The organism is Nesterenkonia sedimenti (assembly GCF_012641515.1).
Classification (GTDB): Bacteria; Actinomycetota; Actinomycetes; order Actinomycetales; family Micrococcaceae; genus Nesterenkonia; species Nesterenkonia sedimenti.
This window is the reverse complement of sequence record NZ_JABAHY010000002.1, coordinates 146,974-166,719: the sequence shown is the minus strand read 5'-3', so window position 1 is coordinate 166,719 and position 19,746 is coordinate 146,974. Positions and strand designations below refer to the sequence as shown.

The following is a 19,746-nucleotide window of genomic DNA, read 5'->3' as shown; positions in this document are numbered from 1 at the left end:
TCGGCTCAGAGGAAGATATCGGGGATCAGTTCGGCACCGGGTTCCACTGCGTAGTCGCTGAAATCGGTGACACCGGCCTCTGTGAGCACCTGCTCGTCAGTGAGGAAGCCTCCACTGCCCAGCCGAGCCGTACCGCTGATCAGGGCATAGGCGGCGTCGGCGACGATCTGGGGTTTCCGCGCCCCGCGGGCCAGCTTCTCACCACCGGGGATATTGCGCAGGGCGGCGGTCTCGATCAGGGTCACCGGCCACAGGGAGTTGACCTCGACTCCGGCATCAGCCATTTCTGCGGCCAGTCCGATAGTGGTCATCGACATCGCGTACTTACTCATGGTGTAACCGAGATGTTTGGCGAACCATTTGGGGTCGAGGTTGACCGGCGGGGACAGTGTCACAACCTTCGGCGTCCACCCCTGCTGCTGGGCGCTGGCCCGCAGATGCGGAATGGCCGCTGCCGAGAGCGCGAAGGAGCCACGGGCGTTGATGTCCTGCATGAGGTCATAGCGCTTCATATCCTGCTGCTCGGCAGGGCTGAGATCGATGGCCGAGGCGTTGTTGACCACCACATCGATACCGCCGAACCGCTCCACGGCGGCTTCAACGGCAGCGGCGACGTCGTCGTCGTTGCGGATATCGCCCACTACGGCCAGACCGGCCCCACCTGCGGCTTCAATGTCTTCAACGGCAGTATGCACTGTCCCGGGCAGGCTCGGATGCGGCTGATCAGTCTTGGCGATCAGCACCACATTCGCCCCGGCCTCGCCCAGCCGCACGGCGATGGAATGCCCGATCCCACGGGAGCCGCCGGAGATCAGAACGGTCTTACCGGTCAGGGTCGCAGCAGTGGATGAGTTCTCAGTCATACACCTACCCTACTGGCCAGTAGCTAGATTGCGACAGAACACCCCCTAGGTTTGTAGGTTTTCTACACCGAAGCATCCCTTTTGCCTGATTAGACTGGCCCCCAGTTTGTGGATTCTGTACAGGACAACGGCAAAGGCTTCTCATCACCAATGACCTCGAGCAATAACGATGCTGCGCCATCGGAGAGTTCCTACCCCTCCCTGAAGACCACCGAGGGAAAACTGGCCGAATTCCGGCGCCGCCGCGATCAGACCCTGGCGCCGGCCGGTGAAGAAGCAATCGCCAAGCAGCACAATCGGGGCAAGCACACAGCCCGGGAGCGGATCGAGATGCTCCTGGATGAGGACTCCTTTGTGGAGTTCGATGCCCTGGCGGTTCACCGCACCCATGCCTTCGGGATGGAGAAGAAGAAGCTGCTCGGTGATGGCTTGGTCTCCGGCTACGGCACTATCGACGGTCGCCTGGTGGCCGTCTATGCTCAGGACTTCACGGTCTTCGGCGGTTCCCTCTCCGCGGTCAACGGCGAGAAGATCGTCAAGGTCCAGGAGTTCGCCGCCCGTAACGGCTGCCCGGTGATCGGCATCAACGACGGTGGCGGGGCCCGCATCCAGGAGGGTGTGGCCTCACTAGCGATGTTCGCCGATATCTTCCGCAATAACGTACATGCCTCAGGAGTGGTCCCGCAGATCACCCTGATCATGGGCCCGGCAGCCGGCGGTGCCGCCTACTCCCCCGCCCTGACCGACTTCGTGATCATGGTCGATAAGACCAGCCATATGTTCATCACCGGCCCCGATGTCATCAAATCGGTCACCGGCGAGGATGTGCAGATGGAGGAACTCGGTGGGGCCCGGACCCATAACACCACCACCGGTACTGCCACCTATATGGCCGCCGATGAGCAGGACGCCATCGAGTTCGCCAAGGAGCTGCTGGAGTTCCTGCCGCTGAACAACCTGGCTGAGGCTCCGGTGGAACCGGCCGAGGAGCGCCCCAAGATCGAGGCCGAGGATGAGGCGCTGAACCAGCTGATCCCGGATTCGGCCTCAGCCCCCTATGACATGACCGAGCTGGTCGAACAGCTCCTCGACGACGGCTACTTCCTGCAGCTGCAGGCGATGTACGCCCCGAATGTGATCATCGGCTTCGGCCGGGTCGAGGGCCGCAGCGTGGGCGTGGTGGCCAATCAGCCCAGCCAGTTCGCTGGCACCCTGGATATCGCCGCCAGTGAGAAGGCAGCCCGCTTCGTCCGCTTCTGCGATGCCTTCAATATCCCGATCATCACCCTGGTGGATGTCCCCGGCTTCCTGCCCGGCACCGACCAGGAATGGGGTGGGATCATCCGCCGCGGGGCCAAACTGCTCTACGCCTACGCCGAGGCCACGGTCCCGAAGATCACTGTGATCACCCGCAAGGCCTTCGGTGGTGCCTATATTGTGATGGGCTCCAAGAAGCTCGGCGCCGATATCAACCTCGCCTGGCCCACCGCGCAGATCGGCGTGATGGGCGCCCAGGGTGCGGTCAATATTCTCTACCGCCGTGATCTGGCGTCAGTGGAGAAGGAAGGCGGCGACGTCGAGGCCAAGCGCCAGGAGCTCATCGATGACTATGAGGACGCCCTGCTCAACCCCTACCAGGCGGCTGAGCTGGGGTATATCGATGCGGTGATCGAACCGGCTGAGACTCGGTGGCAGATCTCCAAGGCCCTGCGCGCGACCTATCACAAGCGTGAGTCCCTGCCAGCGAAGAAGCACGGAAACATCCCGCTATGAGCCATGACCTGCAAATCCGCGGCCCGGAGCTGAGCCCCGAGGAGACCGCTGCGGTAGTGGCGGTACTGGGCCGACTGGCTGCTACGGAGCCGGTGCACACCGATGCCGGAGGCACCGGACCACTGAACCGAGCGCTGCAGCGCAAACACCGGTTGGACAATGACCAGCACGGACTCTGGGGCCGTCCCGGGTCCTCATCCTGGAACCAAGCCAGTGGAGGTCGACTATGAGCAGCAAGGAATCCACACCGCGGCTGATCCTGGCCTCGAAATCACCCAGCCGCCGCAAAATCCTCGAACAGGCCGGAATCACCTTCGACGTGGTGGTCTCCGATGTCGATGAGACTGCTGTGGTGGAGCAGGCCGGTGAGCTCAGCCCCGCTGAGACCGCCCAACTGCTGGCCCGCACCAAAGCTGAGGCAGTGGCTGCACTGCCGGAATCCCGCGGCGCGGTGGTCCTGGGCTGCGACTCGGTCTTCGAACTCGAGGGCCAGGCCTATGGCAAGCCCTATGAAGTCGAGACCGCGGTGGCCCGCTGGCAGCAGATGCGGGGCAAGACCGGAACTCTGCACACCGGTCACTGGCTGGTAGATGCCGCCTCGGCCATCGGCACCGTCAAGCACTCCTGGCTGGGCATGGGTGCCATTGCCTCCGGTCAGTTGGGAGTGCCGGAGAATACTTTGAACTCAGCCGGGGAGACAGTCTCCTCCCAGGTGAGCTTCGGTGAGCCCACTGATGAGCAGATCCGCGCCTATGCCGAATCCGGTGAGCCGCTGCACTGCGCGGGGGCCTTCACCCTGGAAGGTCGGGCAGGGGTATTCATCAACGAGATCGCCGGGGACCCCAATGCAGTCATCGGGCTGTCCCCTGCGGCTGTGACCCGACTGCTGGCAGAGCTGAACATCGACGTGATTGAACTGTGGAAGTAAGGACAAAACTAAGCATGACCACCGAGTTTTCGAAGGTGCTGATCGCCAACCGCGGGGAGATCGCGGTTCGGGTCATCCGGGCTGCCCGGGATGAGGGCCTGTCCACTGTGGCGGTCTACGCCGAGCCTGACCGTGAGTCGGTCCATGTTCGGCTCGCCGATGAGGCCTATGCCCTGGGCGGGGAGACCGCAGCTGATTCCTATCTGGTGATCGACAAGATCCTGGAGGCCGCCTCGGCCACCGGGGCTGATGCCATTCACCCCGGATACGGCTTCCTCTCCGAGAACGCGGAGTTCGCCCGGGCTGTCTTCGACGCCGGTCTGGTCTGGATCGGCCCCCCGCCGAAGGCCATCGAGACCCTGGGTGACAAGGTCTCGGCCCGGCAGCTGGCCGAACGGGTCGGCGCTCCCCTGGCCCCCGGGACTAAGGCTCCGGTCAGCTCAGCCAAAGAGGTGCTGCGCTTCGCGGAGAAGCAGGGGCTGCCGATCGCCATCAAGGCCGCCCATGGTGGTGGCGGCCGCGGCATCAAGGTGGTCCGTGAGCATGATGAGATCGTCGAGCTCTATGAATCCGCCGTCCGGGAGGCCACGGCCGCCTTCGGCCGCGGTGAGTGCTTCATCGAGAAGTTCCTCGACACTCCCCGTCATGTGGAGACCCAGTGCCTGGCAGATGCCCATGGCCACGTCGTCGTCGTCTCTACCCGCGACTGCTCCCTGCAGCGCCGCAACCAGAAACTGGTCGAGGAGGCACCTGCCCCCTTCCTGACCCGCCAGCAGACCCGTCAGCTCTACCGGGCTTCGAAGGCCATCCTGAAGGAGGCCGGTTACACCGGTGCCGGTACCTGTGAGTTCCTCATCGGCGCCGATGGCACCATCAGCTTCCTGGAGGTCAACACTCGTCTGCAGGTTGAGCATCCGGTCACCGAGGAAGTCACCGGTATCGACCTGGTCCGCGAGCAGTTCCGGATCGCCCGCGGTGAGAAACTCGGCTATGACGACCCCCAGGTACGCGGTCACAGCCTGGAGTTCCGCATCAATGGTGAGGATCCGGGCCGGAACTTCATGCCGGCCCCTGGTCGTCTGGACCGTTTCGACACCCCCAGTGGTCCCGGTGTGCGGGTGGACTCTGGTGTCCGTGCCGGCGAGAGCATCTCCGGTGCTTTCGACTCCATGGTGGCCAAGCTCATCGTCACCGGCGCTGACCGCCGAGAGGCCCTGCAGCGGGCATCCCGCGCCCTGGCCGAGATGCAGGTTGAGGGAATGCCCACTGTGCTGCCCTTCCACCGCAAAGTGGTCACCGATTCGGCCTTCGCCCCTGAGCTGGAGGATCCACGGGCCAATAAGTTCTCAGTCCACACCCGGTGGATCGAGACCGAATTCGTCAATGACATCGCCCCGTTCAACGCATTGGCCGCCCAGCCTGCGGCTGCCGAGGACACCGGGCGCGAGGACGTCGTCGTCGAGGTCAATGGCAAGCGGGTCACGGTCAATGTGCCCAGCTCGCTCTCGGCTGGCAAGCTCACCGGCAATGGTCAGGCAGCCACCAAGAAGAAGCGGCGCAAGCGCACCACTGCAGCCGCGGCGGTCTCCGGTGATGCGCTGACCTCCCCGATGCAGGGCACTGTGGTGAAGGTGGCTGTCAAGGATGGCGCCAAGGTTGCCGAGGGTGATCTCGTGGTGGTTCTGGAGGCGATGAAGATGGAACAGCCCATCACCGCGCATAAGGCCGGTAAGGTCAAGGGCCTCAAGGTGGAGCCCGGCACCAGCGTCAAAGCGGGGCAGGCTCTGGCCAATATCGAATAAGGGCTTACCCCTACCCCAATGCAGAAAGCGGTGGCACCCTTCAGTGGGTGCCACCGCTTTCTGCTGTCTGCGAGGGAGGATTAGGCGGTCTTGTCCTCGTAGAGGGACTTCTTGGAGGTCTCCGGGGAGAGGATGAGGCTGATCATGGTCAGCACTGCCAGGAACACCAGGTAGCCGCCCACGGCCCAGACTCCGTAGGTCTGCACCAGCCAGACCGCCACGAAGGGGGTCAGGGCTGCACCGAGGATGGAGGAGACGTTGTAGGCGACACCGGATCCGGTGTACCGGGTGTTGGTGGGGAACAGCTCGGGCAGGTAGGCCGACATCGGCCCGAAGGTCAGACCCATGAGGCTCATACCCACGCAGAGGAAGAGCAGCATCTGCCAGACGTTCATATCCTCACCGGAGCCGATGCTCTCGGCATTGAGCCAGTAACCGAAGCTCAGGCCGAAGAGGATGATGCCGCCGGTGACGGCCATCAGCATGCGGCGGCGGCCGAATTTATCGGCCAGTCGCCCGGCAATGGGCACGAAGATCGCGAAGAAGACGATGGCGACCACCTGCAGGACCAGGAAGTTCATGTAGTTATAGCCCAGTCCGCCGGTGCCGTCCTCCCCTGGTGCAGCGATCGCATAGGAGAGGATCCAGGTGGTCATGAGGTAGAACAGGCCGTAGGTGGCCAGCATGATGAAGGTACCGAGGATGATCTCCCACCAGTTCTTCTTGAAGACCTCACCGACGGGCACCTTGGACTGCGCCTTGTTCTCCAGGGCCTTGGCGAAGACCGGGGTCTCCTCGATCCGCAGGCGGACATAGAGCCCGACGGCGACCATCACGATGGACAGCAGGAAGGGAATGCGCCAGCCCCAGACCAGGAAGGGATCTGCCAGTGCGGCGTCGATATCGTCAGCGGCCAGCTCGCGGATGGCGATGGAGTCGTAGCTGTAGATCCAGGCTAGGATCAGGAAGAGGCCGTTGGCGAGGATGAAGCCGAAGGGTGCACCCAGCTGGGGCCACATGGCCGCCTGGGCGCGTTTGCCGGGCCGGGCGGTTTCGGAGGCCAGCAGGGCGGCACCGGACCACTCGCCGCCGAGGCCGAGGCCCTGGCAGAAGCGGAAGATGGTCAGCATGATCGGCGCCCAGAGACCGATGGTGTAGATCGTGGGCAGCAGACCGATCAGGAAGGTTGCTATACCCATGGTGAGCAGCGCGCCCACCAGGGTGGCTTTTCGTCCGATAATGTCGCCGAAGTGGCCGAAGATCACCGCGCCCAGGGGGCGGGCGACGAAGGCTGCACCGAAGGTGGCCATCGAGGCCAGCAGTGCTGCGCCGTCGTCCTCTGCGATGAAGAATAGGATCGGGAAGACCGATACCGCCGCAGTGGCGTAGATATAGAAGTCGTAGAACTCAATGGTGGTCCCGATCAGCGAGGCGATGATGATGCGTCGTCGCGGAACCGTGAGGTTCTTATCTGCAATATCGTCGTTCTTATTGGGATCATCGGGATCAGGCTGGCTGCCCGGGGCCGAATCAAGTGTTGTTGTCATAAGTTATCTCGGTATCTCTTTGTGCGAGGAAGCGGACAGAATAATGCCCCGCGCCGTACAGCACGGAGCACAGGCACCCGCTTGCGAGGTGTGATTTATGTTACACAGCATTAACTGAATGCTCAATACGTTTTTATCGAACGCTCAATCCTATCGCCGCCGGGCTGTTCTCCACCGGCGGTACGCAATAATCATGAGACAGATAACGACAGCCCAGGCGATGAGCACCTGGGCACCGGCGATAATGCCGGGTTCTGCGATGAAATTCCCGACCGCGACCAGGGAGACCTGACCGGGGATGATCGACATCAGACTCGCCGGTACATAGACGCTGCTGCGCACCCCGAGGACCCCGGAGCCGTAGTTGACCGGCCAATAAGGCACCCCCGGCATCAGCCGGAGGATGCAGACTGCCTCGAAGCCTGCCCTGGTGAGATGTTCTTCCACCCGCTCGCGATGCCGGCCCAGCAGCCGCAGGACAGTTTTCTTACCCAGCCCGCGGGCCAGCCAATAGGCTCCCCAGGCTCCGAGGAACACTCCGGCCACGGCGAGCACACTGCCGATGACCACCCCAAAGAGAAAGCCTCCGGCCACGGCCACAATGGTCACCGGGATCGGTGTGATGGCCACGATGGCGCAGAGGATCACGAAGACGATCCAGCCAGCCCAGCCGAGATCGGCGATCATGGCCTGCAGCTCCCGCACCGGGGGCAGGTCCACGTTGAAGACCACCCAGGCCATGCCGAGAATCGCCGCGATGAGTGCGGCATTTCGCAGGCCGGTCTGCCAGGGGGACTCCCCGGAGGCAGGTGGGTTCTCGGCGTCGTCGTTCATCAATCGCCAGCCTACTTGGCGCAGCTGATCAGCTGGCCGCGGGAAGGCTGTGGGCCGGGCACCTGTTGACTAGGGGTATGCGGCTGTTTGTGGGGTTTTTCCTGCCCGAGCATGTCAACGCTCATTTGGCCATGGCTCTCGAGGCCGTCGGCGGTGGTCATAACCCAGGTGCGGGTCGGCCCGCGCTACGGTGGGTCCAGCCGAAACAGCGGCATATCACCCTGGGGTTCTACGGTGAGGTTTCCGCTGGCGCCGTGGATGAGCTAACCTCTCAGCTCGAATCGGAACTCGCCTCTGTGGAACCGCTGGACCTTCGGCTTCGCGGCGCCGGGGTCTTCTCCGGGCGTACTCTGTGGGCCGGGGTTCAGGAGCAGTCCGCGGCAGTGCATTCCAATGGTTCAAGCCCGTTGATCGATCTCATGCGGCAGGTCGATGAGATAGGTGCGGGCTACGCTCGCAATGCGGATCTGCCCGGTGCCCGGGAGCGTCGTCGTGCTCATCTGACCCTTGCCCGGGCCCGTGACCGAAGAAAAGCTGCCGCGCAGATTCGGTCCCATGCTGAAGCATTGGCTGTCTATGAGGGCCCGCGGTGGAAAGTCGGGACGGCATATCTGGTCGCCTCGGAGCTCGGAGCAGGAAAATCCGGCGCCCCGTTCTACAGCACGGTGGCTGAGCTTCCCCTGGGGTGAGCGGAGTGCTCAGTAGTAGACAGCCAGGGGCCCCTTGGGGCCGTCGATGACGTTGACCTCGGTGTTGAAGATCTCGGTGAGGACCTCGTTCTGCATGATCTCGGCCGGGGTGCCGTGTTTGACGACTTTGCCGTCCTTCATCGCCAGGATCTTATCCGAGTAGTGAGCGGCGAAGTTGATGTCATGCAGCACGATCACAATGGTCCGGCCCAGCTCATCTGCGGCCCGGCGCAGCTGTTTCATCATCTGCACCGCATGCTGCATATCCAGGTTGTTCAGCGGCTCATCCAGTAGCACGTAGTCGGTGTTCTGCGCCAGCACCATGGCTACATAGGCCCGCTGCCGTTGACCGCCGGAGAGCTGGTCGAGGTACCGGTTCTCCAGATCGGTGAGGTTCAGGAAGTCGATGGCCTCGGAGATGTACTTCTCATCCCCAATGGTCAGCCGACCCCGAGAGTGCGGGAACCGGCCAAAGCCCACCAGCTGGCGAACGGTGAGCCGGGTGACGAAGTGGTTTTCCTGGCGCAGCACCGAGAGGATCTTGGCAATCGCCTTCGAGGGGGAGTTGACCACGTCCTGGCCAGCCACGGTGATGGTTCCGGTGTCGATATCCAGCAGCCGGCCGATCATGGTCAGGATGGTGGATTTTCCGGCACCATTAGGCCCCACCAGAGCGGTGACGCCACCGGACTGGATCTCGGTGGTCACCGGTCCGATCTGGACCTTATCTGAGTAGTCCTTCTGGACATCGGTGAGGGTGATGCTCACAGGCGCCCCTTTCTGAGCAGAACGATCAGGAAGACCAGCCCGCCGATGAGTTCGACGATCACGGTCACTGCCCCGCCGGCGTCCCAGATATGGCGGAGCACAAAATAGCTGGCGGTCAGGATGGTGTAGCCGAAGAGCACCGCCATCGGGAACAGCAGCCGGTGGGAGTAGGTGTCGCCGAATTGGTAGGCCAGGGTGGCGGCGAGGAAGCCCAGGAACATCATCGGCCCCACCAGGGCGGTGGCGGTGGCCACCAGCAGTGAGACTAGGGCCATGATGATGATCAGCTCCCGCTTATATGCCACCCCCAGGTTCTGGGCGGTGGTCCGGCCCAGGGCGATGACATTGAGCGTATTGGCCCTGAACCACAGCAGCGCGACGACGACCAGCACGATCGGGATCGCATAGGGCAGGTAGTCGGCCCGGGCATTGGAGATATTGCCGAAGAGCCGTGCGGTGAGCACATCGAATTCGCTGGGGGTCAGCATGCGCTGCATGAAGTTCGACAGAGATCCCAGCACTCCCCCGATGACCACACCGACCAGCAGCATGATGTGAATATTGGAGAACCGGCCGCTCAGCAGCCAGGTGTAGAGGATCGTGGCCAAGACGACCATTGCCGCCATCTGCAGCAGGAAGGGCCCGACGCCGACTAGGGCGGTGGCTCCGCCGACCCCCAGCAGGAAGACCGCAGTGGTCTGGATGACGGTGTAGAGCGAGCCGAAGCCCATGATCCCGGGGGTGAGGATCCGGTTGTTGACCGCGGTCTGGAAGGCCACTGTGGCCACTGCATGACAGACGGCGACGACGGCGATGGTGATCAGCGAATCGCGCCGCATTCCCACGATCAGCCACCAGGGGCGGGAGCCTGTTTCTGCGGGGTTGTCCCAGGTCATCACCCCGAAGGTCAGCCCTACGGCCAGGGCACCCAGGATGGTCATGATCAGCACATACCGGCGCATATGCTTCCGGTCGGTGATGGGCCCGGAGTGCCGTTGCTGCTGGGTGGTGTCTGCAGTTTTGAACATTTAGGTGACCAGCCCTCCCTTGCGCCGCTGCCGCAGCAGCAGTCCGAGGAAGACCACACCGCCGACCAGGCCGAGCACCATACCCACCGGGATTTCGAAGGGCGCGATGATCACCCGCCCGATGAGGTCACAGATGGTGACGGTGCAGATGCCCACCAGCACCACCCAGGGCAGGTTGGTGCGCAGGTCATCCCCGCGGAAGAGAGCCACGATATTGGGCACTACCAGTCCCAGGAAGGGCAGGGTGCCGACCACGGTGGCGGTGACACCGGTGGCCACCGCGACCATGGCGGTGCCCATGAACAGCACCAGGGCGTAGTTCAGGCCCACATTGGTGGCCATATCCCGGCCGAGGCCTGCCACAGTGAACTGGTCTGCGGTGATGAACACCAGAATCGTGACGATCAGCACGATCCACAGCAGTTCGTAACGGCCCTGGATGACTCCGGTGAAGGAACCCTGGAACCAGATGCCCAGGGTCTGCAGCCGGTCGGTGACCAGGGCGAGGTAAGTGGTGAAGGAGCTGACCACGGCCCCGAGCATGATGCCGATGATCGGGACGATAAGGCTGGATTTCAGTGAGACTTTGCGCAGAAAGGCGAAGAAGACCATAGTCCCGATGAAGGACATGATCACAGCACCGATCATCCGCTCGAAGAGGCTGGCATAGGGGAAGAGCCACATCACCAGGATGAGTCCGAGTCCGGCCCATTCAGTGGTGCCCATCGTGGAGGGTTCCACAAACCGGTTTTGGGTCAGCAGCTGCATGATGACCCCACACATGGCCATGGCGGCCCCGGCGAGGATGAGCGCAACAGTACGCGGGACCCGGGTGATGCTGAACATCCAGAAGTTCTCCCAGTCTTCACCGCCGAAGACGTCGAACTGTCCGGTGATCAGGGAGAGGGCCACCAGAGCGAGGGTCACCAAGATGGCCACCAGGAAGGCCGGGGTCCAGAGCCTGCGATGGCGGCGGGTCCGTGGGTCCTCCACGAGGATGTCGCGGCTGGTCTGCGAGACATCCTGCCGCAGGGTGGTGGTCATGGGGGCTCTTCTCAGGTGGCGTAAGCGAAAGGGCTCAGTGACTTATTCCGGTAGCCAATGCTAAGGGAGATGGGCAAGGAGACCAATTCTCTTTGCCCATCTCCCTTAGCTGTGCTGGCGTGGAGACCTCGGCTGTTTACTCAGCGGCCTCCAGGGCGTCGGCGAAGTCGTTGAGGAATTCGGTGTAGGCCTGGATGTCCTCGGTGATGTACATGTTCTGCGGCATGTAGACGATCTGGTCGTTCTCGATGGCCGAGGTCTCCTGCAGTGCCGGGGAGTCGGCGATGAGCTCATCGGCTGCGGTGTACTCGGGGTCATCGGGAGTCATACCGTCGCGGTCCAGGACGATGATCCAGTCCGGGTTGGAGTTTGCGATGGCCTCCACGGAGATGTCGTCACCCTCGTGGTCGCTGGACTGGTCCTCAACCTCCAGGGCCGGCTGCAGGTTGAACTCCTGGAAGATCGGGGCGACCCCGCGGCCTTCCTGGGGTCCGGCGTAGTTGATGTCCCCGCCGGAGGTCAGCAGACCCATGACAGTGTCCTCACCGTTATAGGCGGCAGCGACTCGGTCGGCGGCTTCGTTGAACTCGGCAATGAGTTCCTCTGCCTGGTCCTCGGACTGGAAGATGATGCCGAGGTTCTCCACCTGGTTGCGGAGTCCGTCGAAGAAGGTGGCCGGGTCGGTCAGCTCTTCGTCGAATTCGAGGATGACGCCGTCTTCGGGCATGAGGCCGGCCATCTCCTCGTAGTACTGGGAGTAGCGCTGACCGGTGATGACCAGGTCAGGCTCGGCTGCGGCGAGAACCTCGAGGTTGGGCTCGCGGTGGTTGCCGGTGTCGAGGATATCCTCATCCTCGGCGTAGGTCTCGTGGACATGAGGTTGCATCAGGGAGCGGGCTGCCACGCTGAGCTCTACATCGAAGTCCTCCAGGGTCCGGAAGGTCCGGTTGTCGAATGCGCCAATGGATTCGACTTCCTCGAGGTTGATCTCGTGGCTTCCGTGATCGTCCTCGATGGTGATGGTGCCTTCTCCGGCTGCTTCGGATCCGCCGTTGTCGGCGTCGTCGCCGTTATCCCCATTGCAGGCGGTCAGGGCCAGTGCGCCGATGGCTGCCACGGAGAGGAACCGGAACACGTGCGGCTTCTGTGCCGCAGGTGTGGTGTCGAGTGTCATTGAAGGGATACCTTCCTCATGGTTATTGAACTTAGCCTGTCCTAAGCTCATAAGAAGTTACCTTGTTCTCTAATCCGCTGCAAGATTCTGCGGCTCTGTGACAGAACTGTTGCGGTACGCGCCGGCGGAACTAACAGAGTTACTGTGAGGGTGTGGCTGATGACGTTTCTTCGCTGACCCCTGTGCTAACTGCTGAGGCCTGGGAACTGCTGAACTCCCTGCCGGATTACGAGCAGAACGACGCCGATGGGCTGAACACCTCATTGCGTAAGCAGGGCTGGCCGGCTGAGACGGTGGCTGCGGTGTTGACTCAGCTTCGGCTGCGCCGGGATGCCAAGGCGAAGTTCGGTTCCTTTGCCCAGCGGATGTTGCTGACTGAGACCGGATTGCAGCAGGCGACGCGGATTCCGGTGGCCATTCGTCATGCTCGCCGTTTCCGGCAGGCCGGGGTCGAGCATGTTGCAGATCTGGGCTGCGGGATCGGGGCAGATTCTCTGGCCTTGGCTTCAGCGGGTCTGCAAGTGGTGGCAGTGGAGGCCGATGAGTCCACCTCGGCTGCGGCGACGATCAACCTTATGGCCTTCCCCGAGGCTCAGGTGCGGCATACCACCGCCGAGGACTTTGCCACCGAGCATGGTCTTCTTCCACCTTCTGATCCTCCCTCCGGCTGGGGGCTCTGGCTAGATCCGGCAAGGCGCAATGATCGTAGCCGGATCTGGGACCCCGAGGAGTTCTCACCTCCGCTGAGTTTCGTCACCGAGCTGACCTCCACCGGGATCCCCTTGGGAGTGAAGCTTGGCCCGGGGATCCCCCATGACCTCATCCCGGCTGACTGTGAGGCGGAATGGGTCAGTATCGACGGCGAATTGGTCGAGGTGGTCCTGTGGTTCAACGCCTTGGCCCGCCATGACGCCGAGGGTCGGTTGATCCGCCGGGCAGCCACAGTGCTGACATCCGTGCCGGAGGAAGAGCCCTTGGAGGATGGCGCCACTGAGGGGATTCTGCCCCGAATCGCGACTGCGGAATTGGTGTCGGCCGAGGACTTTGGCCAGGGACTGTCTGCAGAGCCGGTGGGTCGCAGTGGCCTTGAGGGTGTGCTCTGGGAGCCGGATCCCGCGGTGATTCGAGCTGGTCTGGTCGCCGAGCTCTGTGAGCAGTTGGGTGGGCGGATGCTCGATGAGCATATTGCCTACTTCAGCACTGACTCTGAGATCGATACCCCCTTCGCGCGCGGCTATCGAGTGATGGAGGTTTTGGACTTCAACGTCAAGGGGTTGAAGCGGTGGTGCGCTGAGCAGGAGGTGACCAGCGTGGAGATTAAAAAGCGTGGGGTCGACGTCGTTCCTGAGCAGCTGCGCAAACAGCTGCTGCCGAAAAAGCCCAGGGGCCCGAAGAGGCATCTCACCCTTGTCATCACTCGTCTTGGTGATGATCGGGTGGCCGCCGTGGTCGAACCCCTGGGCTGAATCAGTAGGAGGTCAGTCCTGCTGGGCTGAGTTGCGGCGCTTGGCCGCATAACCGACTGCACCGGCCAGGGCCAGGATGCCCAGTGCCAGCAGAGACCAGGTCAGGATCCCGGACCAGCCGCCGTTGTCCTCCTCGGCTTGGTCCTGATCGTCTGCCTCAGCAAGGGTTGCGCCATTCTCCTCACCCTCATCCGGGACAGGGGCCGTGGAGTCGGCTTCCGGGGTTGAGAACTCAGTGGGCGCGGAGGTAGTTCCGTTCTCCTCCCCCTCGAGGTCCTCGGGGTCAGCCAACTCGGCCTCATCGCCCTCGGCGGCGTCTACCTCGAAGCTGTAGCTGAGCTCCTCATCGTGACCATCGGAGTAGACCACGCGGTAGTGAACCTCATATTCCCCGTCGGGCAGCTGCTGGGGGATATCTGTGCTCATGGTCGAGNGACCATCGGAGTAGACCACGCGGTAGTGAACCTCATATTCCCCGTCGGGCAGCTGCTGGGGGATATCTGTGCTCATGGTCGAGCCCTCGACCTCGGCGGGCTCCTCGGAGGCCCAGTCATAGTCGTCGGAGTCCAGGACCAGGATCTCCTTGGTGATGCCGGCTCCGGGGGTCAGTCCTGATCCGGAGAACTCCAGGACGACTTCACCGGGGGCTTCGTCGAGGACTTCACCCTCCTCCGGATTGGCGTTGATGAGGGTGTCGTGGGCGTGGGCAGGGGCGATGGTCAGGGCCCCGAGGCTCAAGGTAGCCGCGGTGATGCCTGCGCCGATGCGGATGACCGGCTTGGCAGAGGTGGGTTCAGTTGTCTTATGCATGGGTATGCGGTCCTTCGTTCGTGATGTGAAGTGAGTGGATCACCGGGCCTGGAGCCGGTGACGGGGGATAGTTACTTCACATCAACGGGCGGTCCGCGCAGGGTCCTGGGACCGGAGCCGGCCCAGAGGTCGCCGTCGTTCTCTGGGGTCTGCGAGGTCAGGCAGATCCGGCGGGCATCCGGGATCGGCTGAGGTGGCTGCCAGCCGAGGTCCACCGGGGTGATGCTCAGCTGGTCGAGGATGGCTGCCAGCAGGGTTTCCCCGCGGCGCAGCAGGAAATAGGCCAGGGCTGCGGCAAGGAGGTGGGCAGCAATCATGGTGCTGTCGGTCTGGGCGCTGAGGCTGTGCGAGGAGTCTGCACCGACTGGTGAGCTGGGCACCCCGGGGGCCGCACTGTGCTGGTGGTGCAGCCCTGGGTTCAGGCCAGAGGGTTGAGCCCGGGAAGCCGGAAAGAGGGAGAAGAGGATATGCAGCACGGCCTGGTTGGTAAGAATCGCCCCCGCCAGGCGCCGCCGGCTCAGGGCAACGCCGGATAGCTGCACGCAGACCGGGATGCTGATGGCCAGGGAGAGGATCAGCACCACCAGATGGGGGCTGTGATGCCCGGCCAGGGTATGGGCCGCTGCCGCGGATCCGGTGGCCACCAGGGCAGCCAGCGCCCCACGCAGGAGCTTGGCGGGGCCGGTCACCCGGTGCTGGTCTGTGGCCACAGAGGAATTCTACAACTCGTAGAACCTATTCTTCGGTGGATTCATCCGGCTGGGTGTGGAATCGGGCACCTGTTTCATTGAAGATGCTGATGATCTCCGCATCCTCCGGCCCCAGCGCAGTGATGGCATGCGGGGTCCAGGTGTCGAATTCTGCGGCCTCCGGGGAATGTTCCGCTGTCCATCAGCTCCGGAACGATGGCCGGGGCCATGGCCAATATGGCGATGGTCACCCAGGAGTTCGACCTTGCCACAGGTGGTGATTCCCGGTGACCGGGAGATTCCGGCCAACCCCTATGTGCCCCAGCTGGCGGCCACCGTGGAGCCGGGAACTGCCCTGGAGGTCGGCTGCGGGACAGGCAATGAGGCGATCGCCCTGGCTGAGGCCGGTTGGGAGGTCACCGCTGTGGAGACTTCCGCCGAGGCACTGACCCGGGCGAAGCACCGGGCACAGGGGGTGGGCCCTGAGATCTCCTGGGTCCACGCCGATGCCATCACCTGGGAGCCCTCGCACGGTTATGACCTCGTCACCTGTTCCTATGTACATACCCTCCTGCCGCAGCCACAGCTGCTGAGCCGGTTGGCCGGATGGGTGAACCCCGGCGGGCGGCTGCTGATGGTCGCCCATGCCCCCGGAGACGGCCAGGACCACCACCATGGCAGCGATGGGCATGACCATGGCCACCCTCCGGAGGCCGCCCGTGATGCCGTGGAACCCCTGGTCTCAGCCCTGGATCCTCGTCGGTGGAAGGTCACCGGTCAGGAGCAGTCCCGCCGGGTGAGCTTTGGCAATGGCCGTGAGCGCAGGCTCCAGGATGTGGTGGTCTCAGCTCTGCGGCGCCCTTAGCCGCCCCCGCCGTCGGGCGTATGTGAAGGGCCGCGGGTACCCCTTGGCAAGGGTGTGGGTCACCAGGACCGCAAAGACGCCTTTGGCGATATCCCCGGGGATGAATACCAGGGCAGTCATCGCCGCCTCCTGCAGGGTGATGCCGAGGTTCCAGGCCATCACCGGCAGCCCCAGGCTGTACATGGCCGGGAAACTCCCGACGACGACGCCTAGGCCGGTGCGCCACCAGCGCAGTGGCCAGCTGTACTGGACGATGAGCCCGGTGAAGAAAGCCACCAGAATATAGGCGATGACGAATCCACCGGTGGGCCCAGCGTAGGCGCCCAGCCCCCCGGAGCCCTGGGCCAGCACCGGCATTCCGGCTACTGCCATGAGATTCAGCAGCACCATCGCCCCTGCTCCTCGCCAGGGTCCGAGGATCGCTCCGCTGAGGACCACCCCCAGGGTGCCCAAGGTGATGGGCACCGGCCCGATGGGGACAATCAGTTGGCCCAGCACAGCCACCAGTGCTGCGAAGACTGCCATCTGGGTGATCGCTTGCAGGGCTGAGCTGACACCCTGGGGTGCCGCTGCGGTCTGCTGTGTGGTTTCAGGCATTGGGGACCTCCTGGGTTCCGGCCCCGCGCCGGCGCAGTGCTGGGTTGAGGCTCGGTGCTGAAGAACTGGTGACTGCGCCGTCGTCATCTGTTCCCAGGACGGTGAGGCCGGCATCGCGGATCATCTCCAGATCTGCCTCGGCGGCCTGGCCCTCCGAGGTGAGGTAGTCACCGAGGAAGAGGGAGTTGGCCACCTGCAGTGCCACCGGCTGCAGGCTGCGCAGATGCATTTCCCGTCCTCCGGCTATCCGCAGTTCCTTATCCGGGCAGGCCAGTCGCACCAGAGCGAGGATTCGCAGGCAGTGCAGGGGTGTGAGCTCCCATGTTCCCTCCAGGGGTGTGCCGTCGAAGGGCATCAGGAAGTTCACCGGGATGGATTCCGATTCCATCTCCCGCAGTGCCAGCACGGCCTCGACCATCTGTTCATCGGTCTCGCCCATCCCGGCGATCAGTCCCGAACAGGGCGAGAGTCCAGCGCCGGTGGCCTGGTCAATGGTCTCGATGCGGTCGTCATAGGTATGGGTGGAGCAGATCTGCGGATACATGGAGCGAGCGGTGTTGATGTTGTGATTGTACGCATCCACTCCGGCCTCCCGGAGCTTGGCCGCCTGGCCCTCCTTCAGGAGCCCGAGACAGGCGCAGACCTCAACCTGCGGGTTCTGCTCCTTGACCTCTTGGACGATTTCGCCGACTCGGTCAACATCGCGGTCTGTGGGCCCGGTTCCGGAGGCGACCAGGCAGACCCTGCTGGCTCCGCCGCGGATACCGAATCCGGCTTGTCGGGCGGCTTCGGCGGGTTTGAGCCAGGTGTATTTGAGGATCTGGGCATCGGTGCCCAGGCGCTGCGAGCAGTAGGTGCAGTCCTCAGGACACAGCCCGGTCTTCAGGCTCACCAGGTAGTTGACCTTCACTGTGGCTCCGAAGTGCTGGCGCCGCAGCCGCCCCGCCTCTGCCACCAGGGTGAATGTCTCAGCATCGGGTGTGGTCAGCACCTGCAGTGCCTCTGCTTCGGTGATGCGGTGACCTGTGGAAATGCGGTCCACTAGGGCGGCGGGCGATGTCATCAGTGACCTTTCTGCCTGGGTACGGGGGGCATCAGCGAATTGAAAACGACACTTTTGAACATCGTTCAAAACGCGACCTGATCAGTGTATCCACAGAATGACCAGATTTTGAACATCGTTCAATGATTAGGTGGAGGGGTGAGTCTTTCCAGAGAAGCCATCCTCAGCACCGCTCAGCGCCTGCTGACCGATTATGGGCTGCAGGATCTGACTATGCGGCGGTTGGCCTCTGAACTCAATGTCCGCGCCGGGGCGCTGTACTACCACGTACCCAATAAGCAAGAACTGCTGCTGCAGGTGGCCCGCCGCATTATGGCGCCACTGAACCGCCCAGGGGAACCACCCCGGGAGATCCTGCTGTCGCTGCGCACACGTGCCCTGGAATTCCGCGATGCCGCCGATCTCATGCTCATCGCCTACGCCATGGATACCCAGCTACCCCCGGTTCCGGCCCTGCGTGAGGCCATGGCAGAGAACGCTCCGGCGGCCGAGGTCGACCACCAGGTGGCTGCCCTGATGCAGTTCACCCTGGGCAGTTTCGCCGTGGAGCAGAACCGCAGCTACCTGGGCAGCTCACAGACAACCGACGACGACGCCCTCGCTACCTTCACCCTCGGTCTGGACCGCCTGCTTCCCGGTGCCGCACCGGACTAGGCAGCCCGCTGGGTCGCGGTCTGCGGGGTGGCCGCCCGTGGGTCCATGGGGACAACTGGGGGGTGCCGGTGATGGGGTCCGCTACCACCTATGCCCCATCACCGCAATGCGCTCGGGCCGCTCCTCCAACTCAATCTCCCCGTGTATGGTATCGATGCTCAGGGGGTAGTCAACATTGCCCTCAGCCTCCGGAACTAGGCTCTGCCCTCCGGGGTTCTCGCCGTCGTCGTCGGCGTTCTCCTCTGCATCGGCGCAGGCGGTCAGGAGCAGGGCGGTACCCAGCAGGGCGGCGAGTCCGGTGTGTTCGCTCTTCCCGCAAGGCGGTGAACAGATTCCGACAACTGCCCCATCCCGGAAGGATCTCCCGAGGTGACCGTTCCGACAGCCGAGCCAGCCCCGAGTCTTGAACGCAGTGTGTGGATCCCTTCGGCCACCCTGAGCGAGCGGGTTGAGGAGGATATCCATGTGCTGCTCTGGCAGGTGCGCGGCTGCACGGATCTCACCCTGACCAGTCCGGATGAGTCGCCGGCTCACAGCCGGGAGGTCACCGCCGGTACGGCTATCTGGATTCCGGCCGGTGTCCGGCACCGGTTCACCGTGCGGCAGGATTCGGTGGCCGTACCGCTGTTCTTCGGCAGAGAGGAGTTGGCCACGACCCTGCGCCGCCCCACGGTGGTGGAGGTCGGCCAGGATCTGCATGCCCTGCTGCTGGCGCATATGGTCTCCTCCAGCAGTCAGATCCGGCCTTCTGCCAATATCGCCCGGCAGGTTCTGGCCCTGTTGGAGTCCAGTCCGATGGTCTCTGAGCAGCTGCCTATGCCCAGGAGCCTGCCCGCGCGTGAGGTGGCCCAGTCGCTGCGGTTCAACCCGGGGGATTCGCGCAGTGTTGCCGAGCTTGCGGCCTCAGTGCATACCTCGGAGCGCACCCTAGAGCGGGTGTTTGCCGCCGAGACCTCCCTGACGCTGCGGCAGTGGCGGATCCGCAATCGGATGGAGGCTGCTGCCACGTTGCTGCGCACCGAGACTGCCGTGGGTGCGGTGGCTCATCGGGTCGGCTACAGCCACGTCAATGCCTTCCGGCGGACCTTCAAGGAGCATTTCGGGATCACCGCCACCCAGTACGCCAAACAGTTCAGCGGCTAGGCCACTGCG

General features: G+C 63.5%; 21 protein-coding genes. 9 read left to right on the top strand and 12 right to left on the bottom strand.

The genetic code is table 11. The annotated features are described in order from the left end of the window. Positions 1 to 5: 5 nt before the first annotated feature. The gene (locus HGQ17_RS03735) at positions 6 to 863 is read right to left on the bottom strand and encodes an SDR family oxidoreductase (RefSeq protein ID WP_168886624.1); all 858 of its coding nucleotides are present in this window, start codon (positions 861 to 863) and stop codon (positions 6 to 8) included. Positions 864 to 1,013: 150 nt separating this feature from the next. Between HGQ17_RS03735 and HGQ17_RS03730 the strand changes: the two genes are divergently transcribed. Genes HGQ17_RS03730 through HGQ17_RS03715 form a run of 4 tightly spaced genes read left to right on the top strand, consistent with a single transcriptional unit; the run spans position 1,014 to position 5,366 of the window. Beyond that, complete coding sequence (locus tag HGQ17_RS03730) at positions 1,014 to 2,636, top strand: acyl-CoA carboxylase subunit beta (protein ID WP_168886623.1); 1,623 nt, start codon at positions 1,014 to 1,016, stop codon at positions 2,634 to 2,636. Further along, complete coding sequence (locus HGQ17_RS03725) at positions 2,633 to 2,866, top strand: hypothetical protein (RefSeq protein WP_168886622.1); 234 nt, start codon at positions 2,633 to 2,635, stop codon at positions 2,864 to 2,866. The genes HGQ17_RS03730 and HGQ17_RS03725 overlap by 4 nt, the downstream gene beginning before the upstream one ends. Next, complete coding sequence (locus tag HGQ17_RS03720; RefSeq protein ID WP_168886621.1) at positions 2,863 to 3,564, top strand: Maf family protein; 702 nt, start codon at positions 2,863 to 2,865, stop codon at positions 3,562 to 3,564. The genes HGQ17_RS03725 and HGQ17_RS03720 overlap by 4 nt, the downstream gene beginning before the upstream one ends. 14 nt (positions 3,565 to 3,578) lie before the next feature. Further along, positions 3,579 to 5,366, top strand: coding sequence for an acetyl/propionyl/methylcrotonyl-CoA carboxylase subunit alpha (locus HGQ17_RS03715; RefSeq protein ID WP_168886620.1), 1,788 nt, complete (start codon positions 3,579 to 3,581; stop codon positions 5,364 to 5,366). Positions 5,367 to 5,446: 80 nt separating this feature from the next. Here the strand turns inward: HGQ17_RS03715 and HGQ17_RS03710 are convergent, their stop codons facing one another. Next, positions 5,447 to 6,913: an MFS transporter gene (locus tag HGQ17_RS03710; protein WP_168886619.1), complete on the bottom strand. Its 1,467-nt coding sequence runs from the start codon at positions 6,911 to 6,913 to the stop codon at positions 5,447 to 5,449. A gap of 150 nt (positions 6,914 to 7,063) precedes the next feature. After that, positions 7,064 to 7,747: a TVP38/TMEM64 family protein gene (locus tag HGQ17_RS03705; protein ID WP_168886618.1), complete on the bottom strand. Its 684-nt coding sequence runs from the start codon at positions 7,745 to 7,747 to the stop codon at positions 7,064 to 7,066. Positions 7,748 to 7,824: 77 nt separating this feature from the next. Here HGQ17_RS03705 and thpR point away from each other — a divergent pair, with 77 nt between their 5' ends. Next, positions 7,825 to 8,436, top strand: coding sequence for an RNA 2',3'-cyclic phosphodiesterase (gene thpR, locus HGQ17_RS03700; protein WP_168886617.1), 612 nt, complete (start codon positions 7,825 to 7,827; stop codon positions 8,434 to 8,436). Between the two features lie 9 nt (positions 8,437 to 8,445). Here the strand turns inward: thpR and HGQ17_RS03695 are convergent, their stop codons facing one another. From HGQ17_RS03695 to HGQ17_RS03680, 4 genes are all read right to left on the bottom strand, one after another. Further along, complete coding sequence (locus HGQ17_RS03695) at positions 8,446 to 9,204, bottom strand: iron ABC transporter ATP-binding protein (protein WP_407670741.1); 759 nt, start codon at positions 9,202 to 9,204, stop codon at positions 8,446 to 8,448. Then, a complete protein-coding gene (locus tag HGQ17_RS03690; RefSeq protein WP_168886616.1) occupies positions 9,201 to 10,232 on the bottom strand; it encodes an iron chelate uptake ABC transporter family permease subunit in 1,032 nt (343 codons plus the stop codon). The genes HGQ17_RS03695 and HGQ17_RS03690 overlap by 4 nt, the downstream gene beginning before the upstream one ends. Then, a complete protein-coding gene (locus tag HGQ17_RS03685; RefSeq protein ID WP_168886615.1) occupies positions 10,233 to 11,276 on the bottom strand; it encodes an ABC transporter permease in 1,044 nt (347 codons plus the stop codon). Positions 11,277 to 11,412: 136 nt separating this feature from the next. Next, positions 11,413 to 12,450, bottom strand: coding sequence for a siderophore ABC transporter substrate-binding protein (locus HGQ17_RS03680; RefSeq protein ID WP_168886614.1), 1,038 nt, complete (start codon positions 12,448 to 12,450; stop codon positions 11,413 to 11,415). Positions 12,451 to 12,602: 152 nt separating this feature from the next. Here HGQ17_RS03680 and HGQ17_RS03675 point away from each other — a divergent pair, with 152 nt between their 5' ends. After that, a complete protein-coding gene (locus HGQ17_RS03675) occupies positions 12,603 to 13,916 on the top strand; it encodes a class I SAM-dependent methyltransferase (RefSeq protein WP_168886613.1) in 1,314 nt (437 codons plus the stop codon). A gap of 12 nt (positions 13,917 to 13,928) precedes the next feature. Here the strand turns inward: HGQ17_RS03675 and HGQ17_RS15150 are convergent, their stop codons facing one another. Both HGQ17_RS15150 and HGQ17_RS03665 read right to left on the bottom strand, forming a co-directional pair. Next, entirely contained in the window at positions 13,929 to 14,726 is a 798-nt protein-coding gene (locus tag HGQ17_RS15150) for a copper resistance CopC family protein (RefSeq protein ID WP_229503285.1), read from the bottom strand. 71 nt (positions 14,727 to 14,797) lie between these two features. Continuing rightward, positions 14,798 to 15,436 (bottom strand): hypothetical protein, encoded by a 639-nt coding sequence (locus HGQ17_RS03665; protein ID WP_168886612.1) that lies wholly within the window; start codon positions 15,434 to 15,436, stop codon positions 14,798 to 14,800. A 253-nt stretch (positions 15,437 to 15,689) separates the two neighbouring features. Between HGQ17_RS03665 and HGQ17_RS03660 the strand changes: the two genes are divergently transcribed. After that, entirely contained in the window at positions 15,690 to 16,280 is a 591-nt protein-coding gene (locus HGQ17_RS03660) for a class I SAM-dependent methyltransferase (RefSeq protein ID WP_324615180.1), read from the top strand. Here the strand turns inward: HGQ17_RS03660 and HGQ17_RS03655 are convergent. Together HGQ17_RS03655 and bioB are read right to left on the bottom strand one after the other, a co-directional pair. Next, entirely contained in the window at positions 16,260 to 16,877 is a 618-nt protein-coding gene (locus tag HGQ17_RS03655) for a biotin transporter BioY (protein WP_229503284.1), read from the bottom strand. The two genes, HGQ17_RS03660 and HGQ17_RS03655, sit on opposite strands and share 21 nt — an antisense overlap. Next, positions 16,870 to 17,940, bottom strand: a complete 1,071-nt coding sequence (gene bioB, locus HGQ17_RS03650) for a biotin synthase BioB (RefSeq protein ID WP_168886609.1) — start codon at positions 17,938 to 17,940, stop codon at positions 16,870 to 16,872. Before bioB ends, HGQ17_RS03655 begins: the two co-directional genes overlap by 8 nt. A gap of 138 nt (positions 17,941 to 18,078) precedes the next feature. On the opposite strand from bioB, the gene HGQ17_RS03645 reads away from it, so the two are divergent. Further along, positions 18,079 to 18,594, top strand: coding sequence for a TetR/AcrR family transcriptional regulator (locus HGQ17_RS03645; protein ID WP_168886608.1), 516 nt, complete (start codon positions 18,079 to 18,081; stop codon positions 18,592 to 18,594). Positions 18,595 to 18,675: 81 nt separating this feature from the next. Here HGQ17_RS03645 and HGQ17_RS03640 read toward each other — a convergent pair whose 3' ends face one another. After that, the gene (locus HGQ17_RS03640) at positions 18,676 to 19,059 is read right to left on the bottom strand and encodes a hypothetical protein (RefSeq protein WP_168886482.1); all 384 of its coding nucleotides are present in this window, start codon (positions 19,057 to 19,059) and stop codon (positions 18,676 to 18,678) included. On the opposite strand from HGQ17_RS03640, the gene HGQ17_RS03635 reads away from it, so the two are divergent. Continuing rightward, positions 19,060 to 19,737 carry an AraC family transcriptional regulator gene (locus tag HGQ17_RS03635; protein WP_211090404.1) on the top strand — a complete coding sequence of 226 codons (678 nt, stop codon included), beginning with the start codon at positions 19,060 to 19,062 and terminating at the stop codon, positions 19,735 to 19,737. It begins immediately after the preceding gene. Positions 19,738 to 19,746: the final 9 nt, after the last annotated feature.

Bases quoted from the DNA above. Each gene is read 5' to 3' on its own strand.
- HGQ17_RS03710 (WP_168886619.1), bottom strand. From the start codon at position 6,913: ATGACAACAACACTTGATTCGGCCCCGGGCAGCCAGCCTGATCCCGAT.
- HGQ17_RS03725 (WP_168886622.1), top strand. From the start codon at position 2,633: ATGAGCCATGACCTGCAAATCCGCGGCCCGGAGCTGAGCCCCGAGGAG.
- HGQ17_RS03685 (WP_168886615.1), bottom strand. From the start codon at position 11,276: ATGACCACCACCCTGCGGCAGGATGTCTCGCAGACCAGCCGCGACATC.
- HGQ17_RS03680 (WP_168886614.1), bottom strand. From the start codon at position 12,450: ATGACACTCGACACCACACCTGCGGCACAGAAGCCGCACGTGTTCCGG.
- HGQ17_RS03720 (WP_168886621.1), top strand. From the start codon at position 2,863: ATGAGCAGCAAGGAATCCACACCGCGGCTGATCCTGGCCTCGAAATCA.
- HGQ17_RS03715 (WP_168886620.1), top strand. From the start codon at position 3,579: ATGACCACCGAGTTTTCGAAGGTGCTGATCGCCAACCGCGGGGAGATC.
- HGQ17_RS03690 (WP_168886616.1), bottom strand. From the start codon at position 10,232: ATGTTCAAAACTGCAGACACCACCCAGCAGCAACGGCACTCCGGGCCC.
- HGQ17_RS03640 (WP_168886482.1), bottom strand. From the start codon at position 19,059: ATGGATATCCTCCTCAACCCGCTCGCTCAGGGTGGCCGAAGGGATCCA.
- bioB (WP_168886609.1), bottom strand. From the start codon at position 17,940: ATGACATCGCCCGCCGCCCTAGTGGACCGCATTTCCACAGGTCACCGC.
- HGQ17_RS03705 (WP_168886618.1), bottom strand. From the start codon at position 7,747: ATGAACGACGACGCCGAGAACCCACCTGCCTCCGGGGAGTCCCCCTGG.
- HGQ17_RS03730 (WP_168886623.1), top strand. From the start codon at position 1,014: ATGACCTCGAGCAATAACGATGCTGCGCCATCGGAGAGTTCCTACCCC.
- HGQ17_RS03735 (WP_168886624.1), bottom strand. From the start codon at position 863: ATGACTGAGAACTCATCCACTGCTGCGACCCTGACCGGTAAGACCGTT.
- thpR (WP_168886617.1), top strand. From the start codon at position 7,825: ATGCGGCTGTTTGTGGGGTTTTTCCTGCCCGAGCATGTCAACGCTCAT.
- HGQ17_RS03655 (WP_229503284.1), bottom strand. From the start codon at position 16,877: ATGCCTGAAACCACACAGCAGACCGCAGCGGCACCCCAGGGTGTCAGC.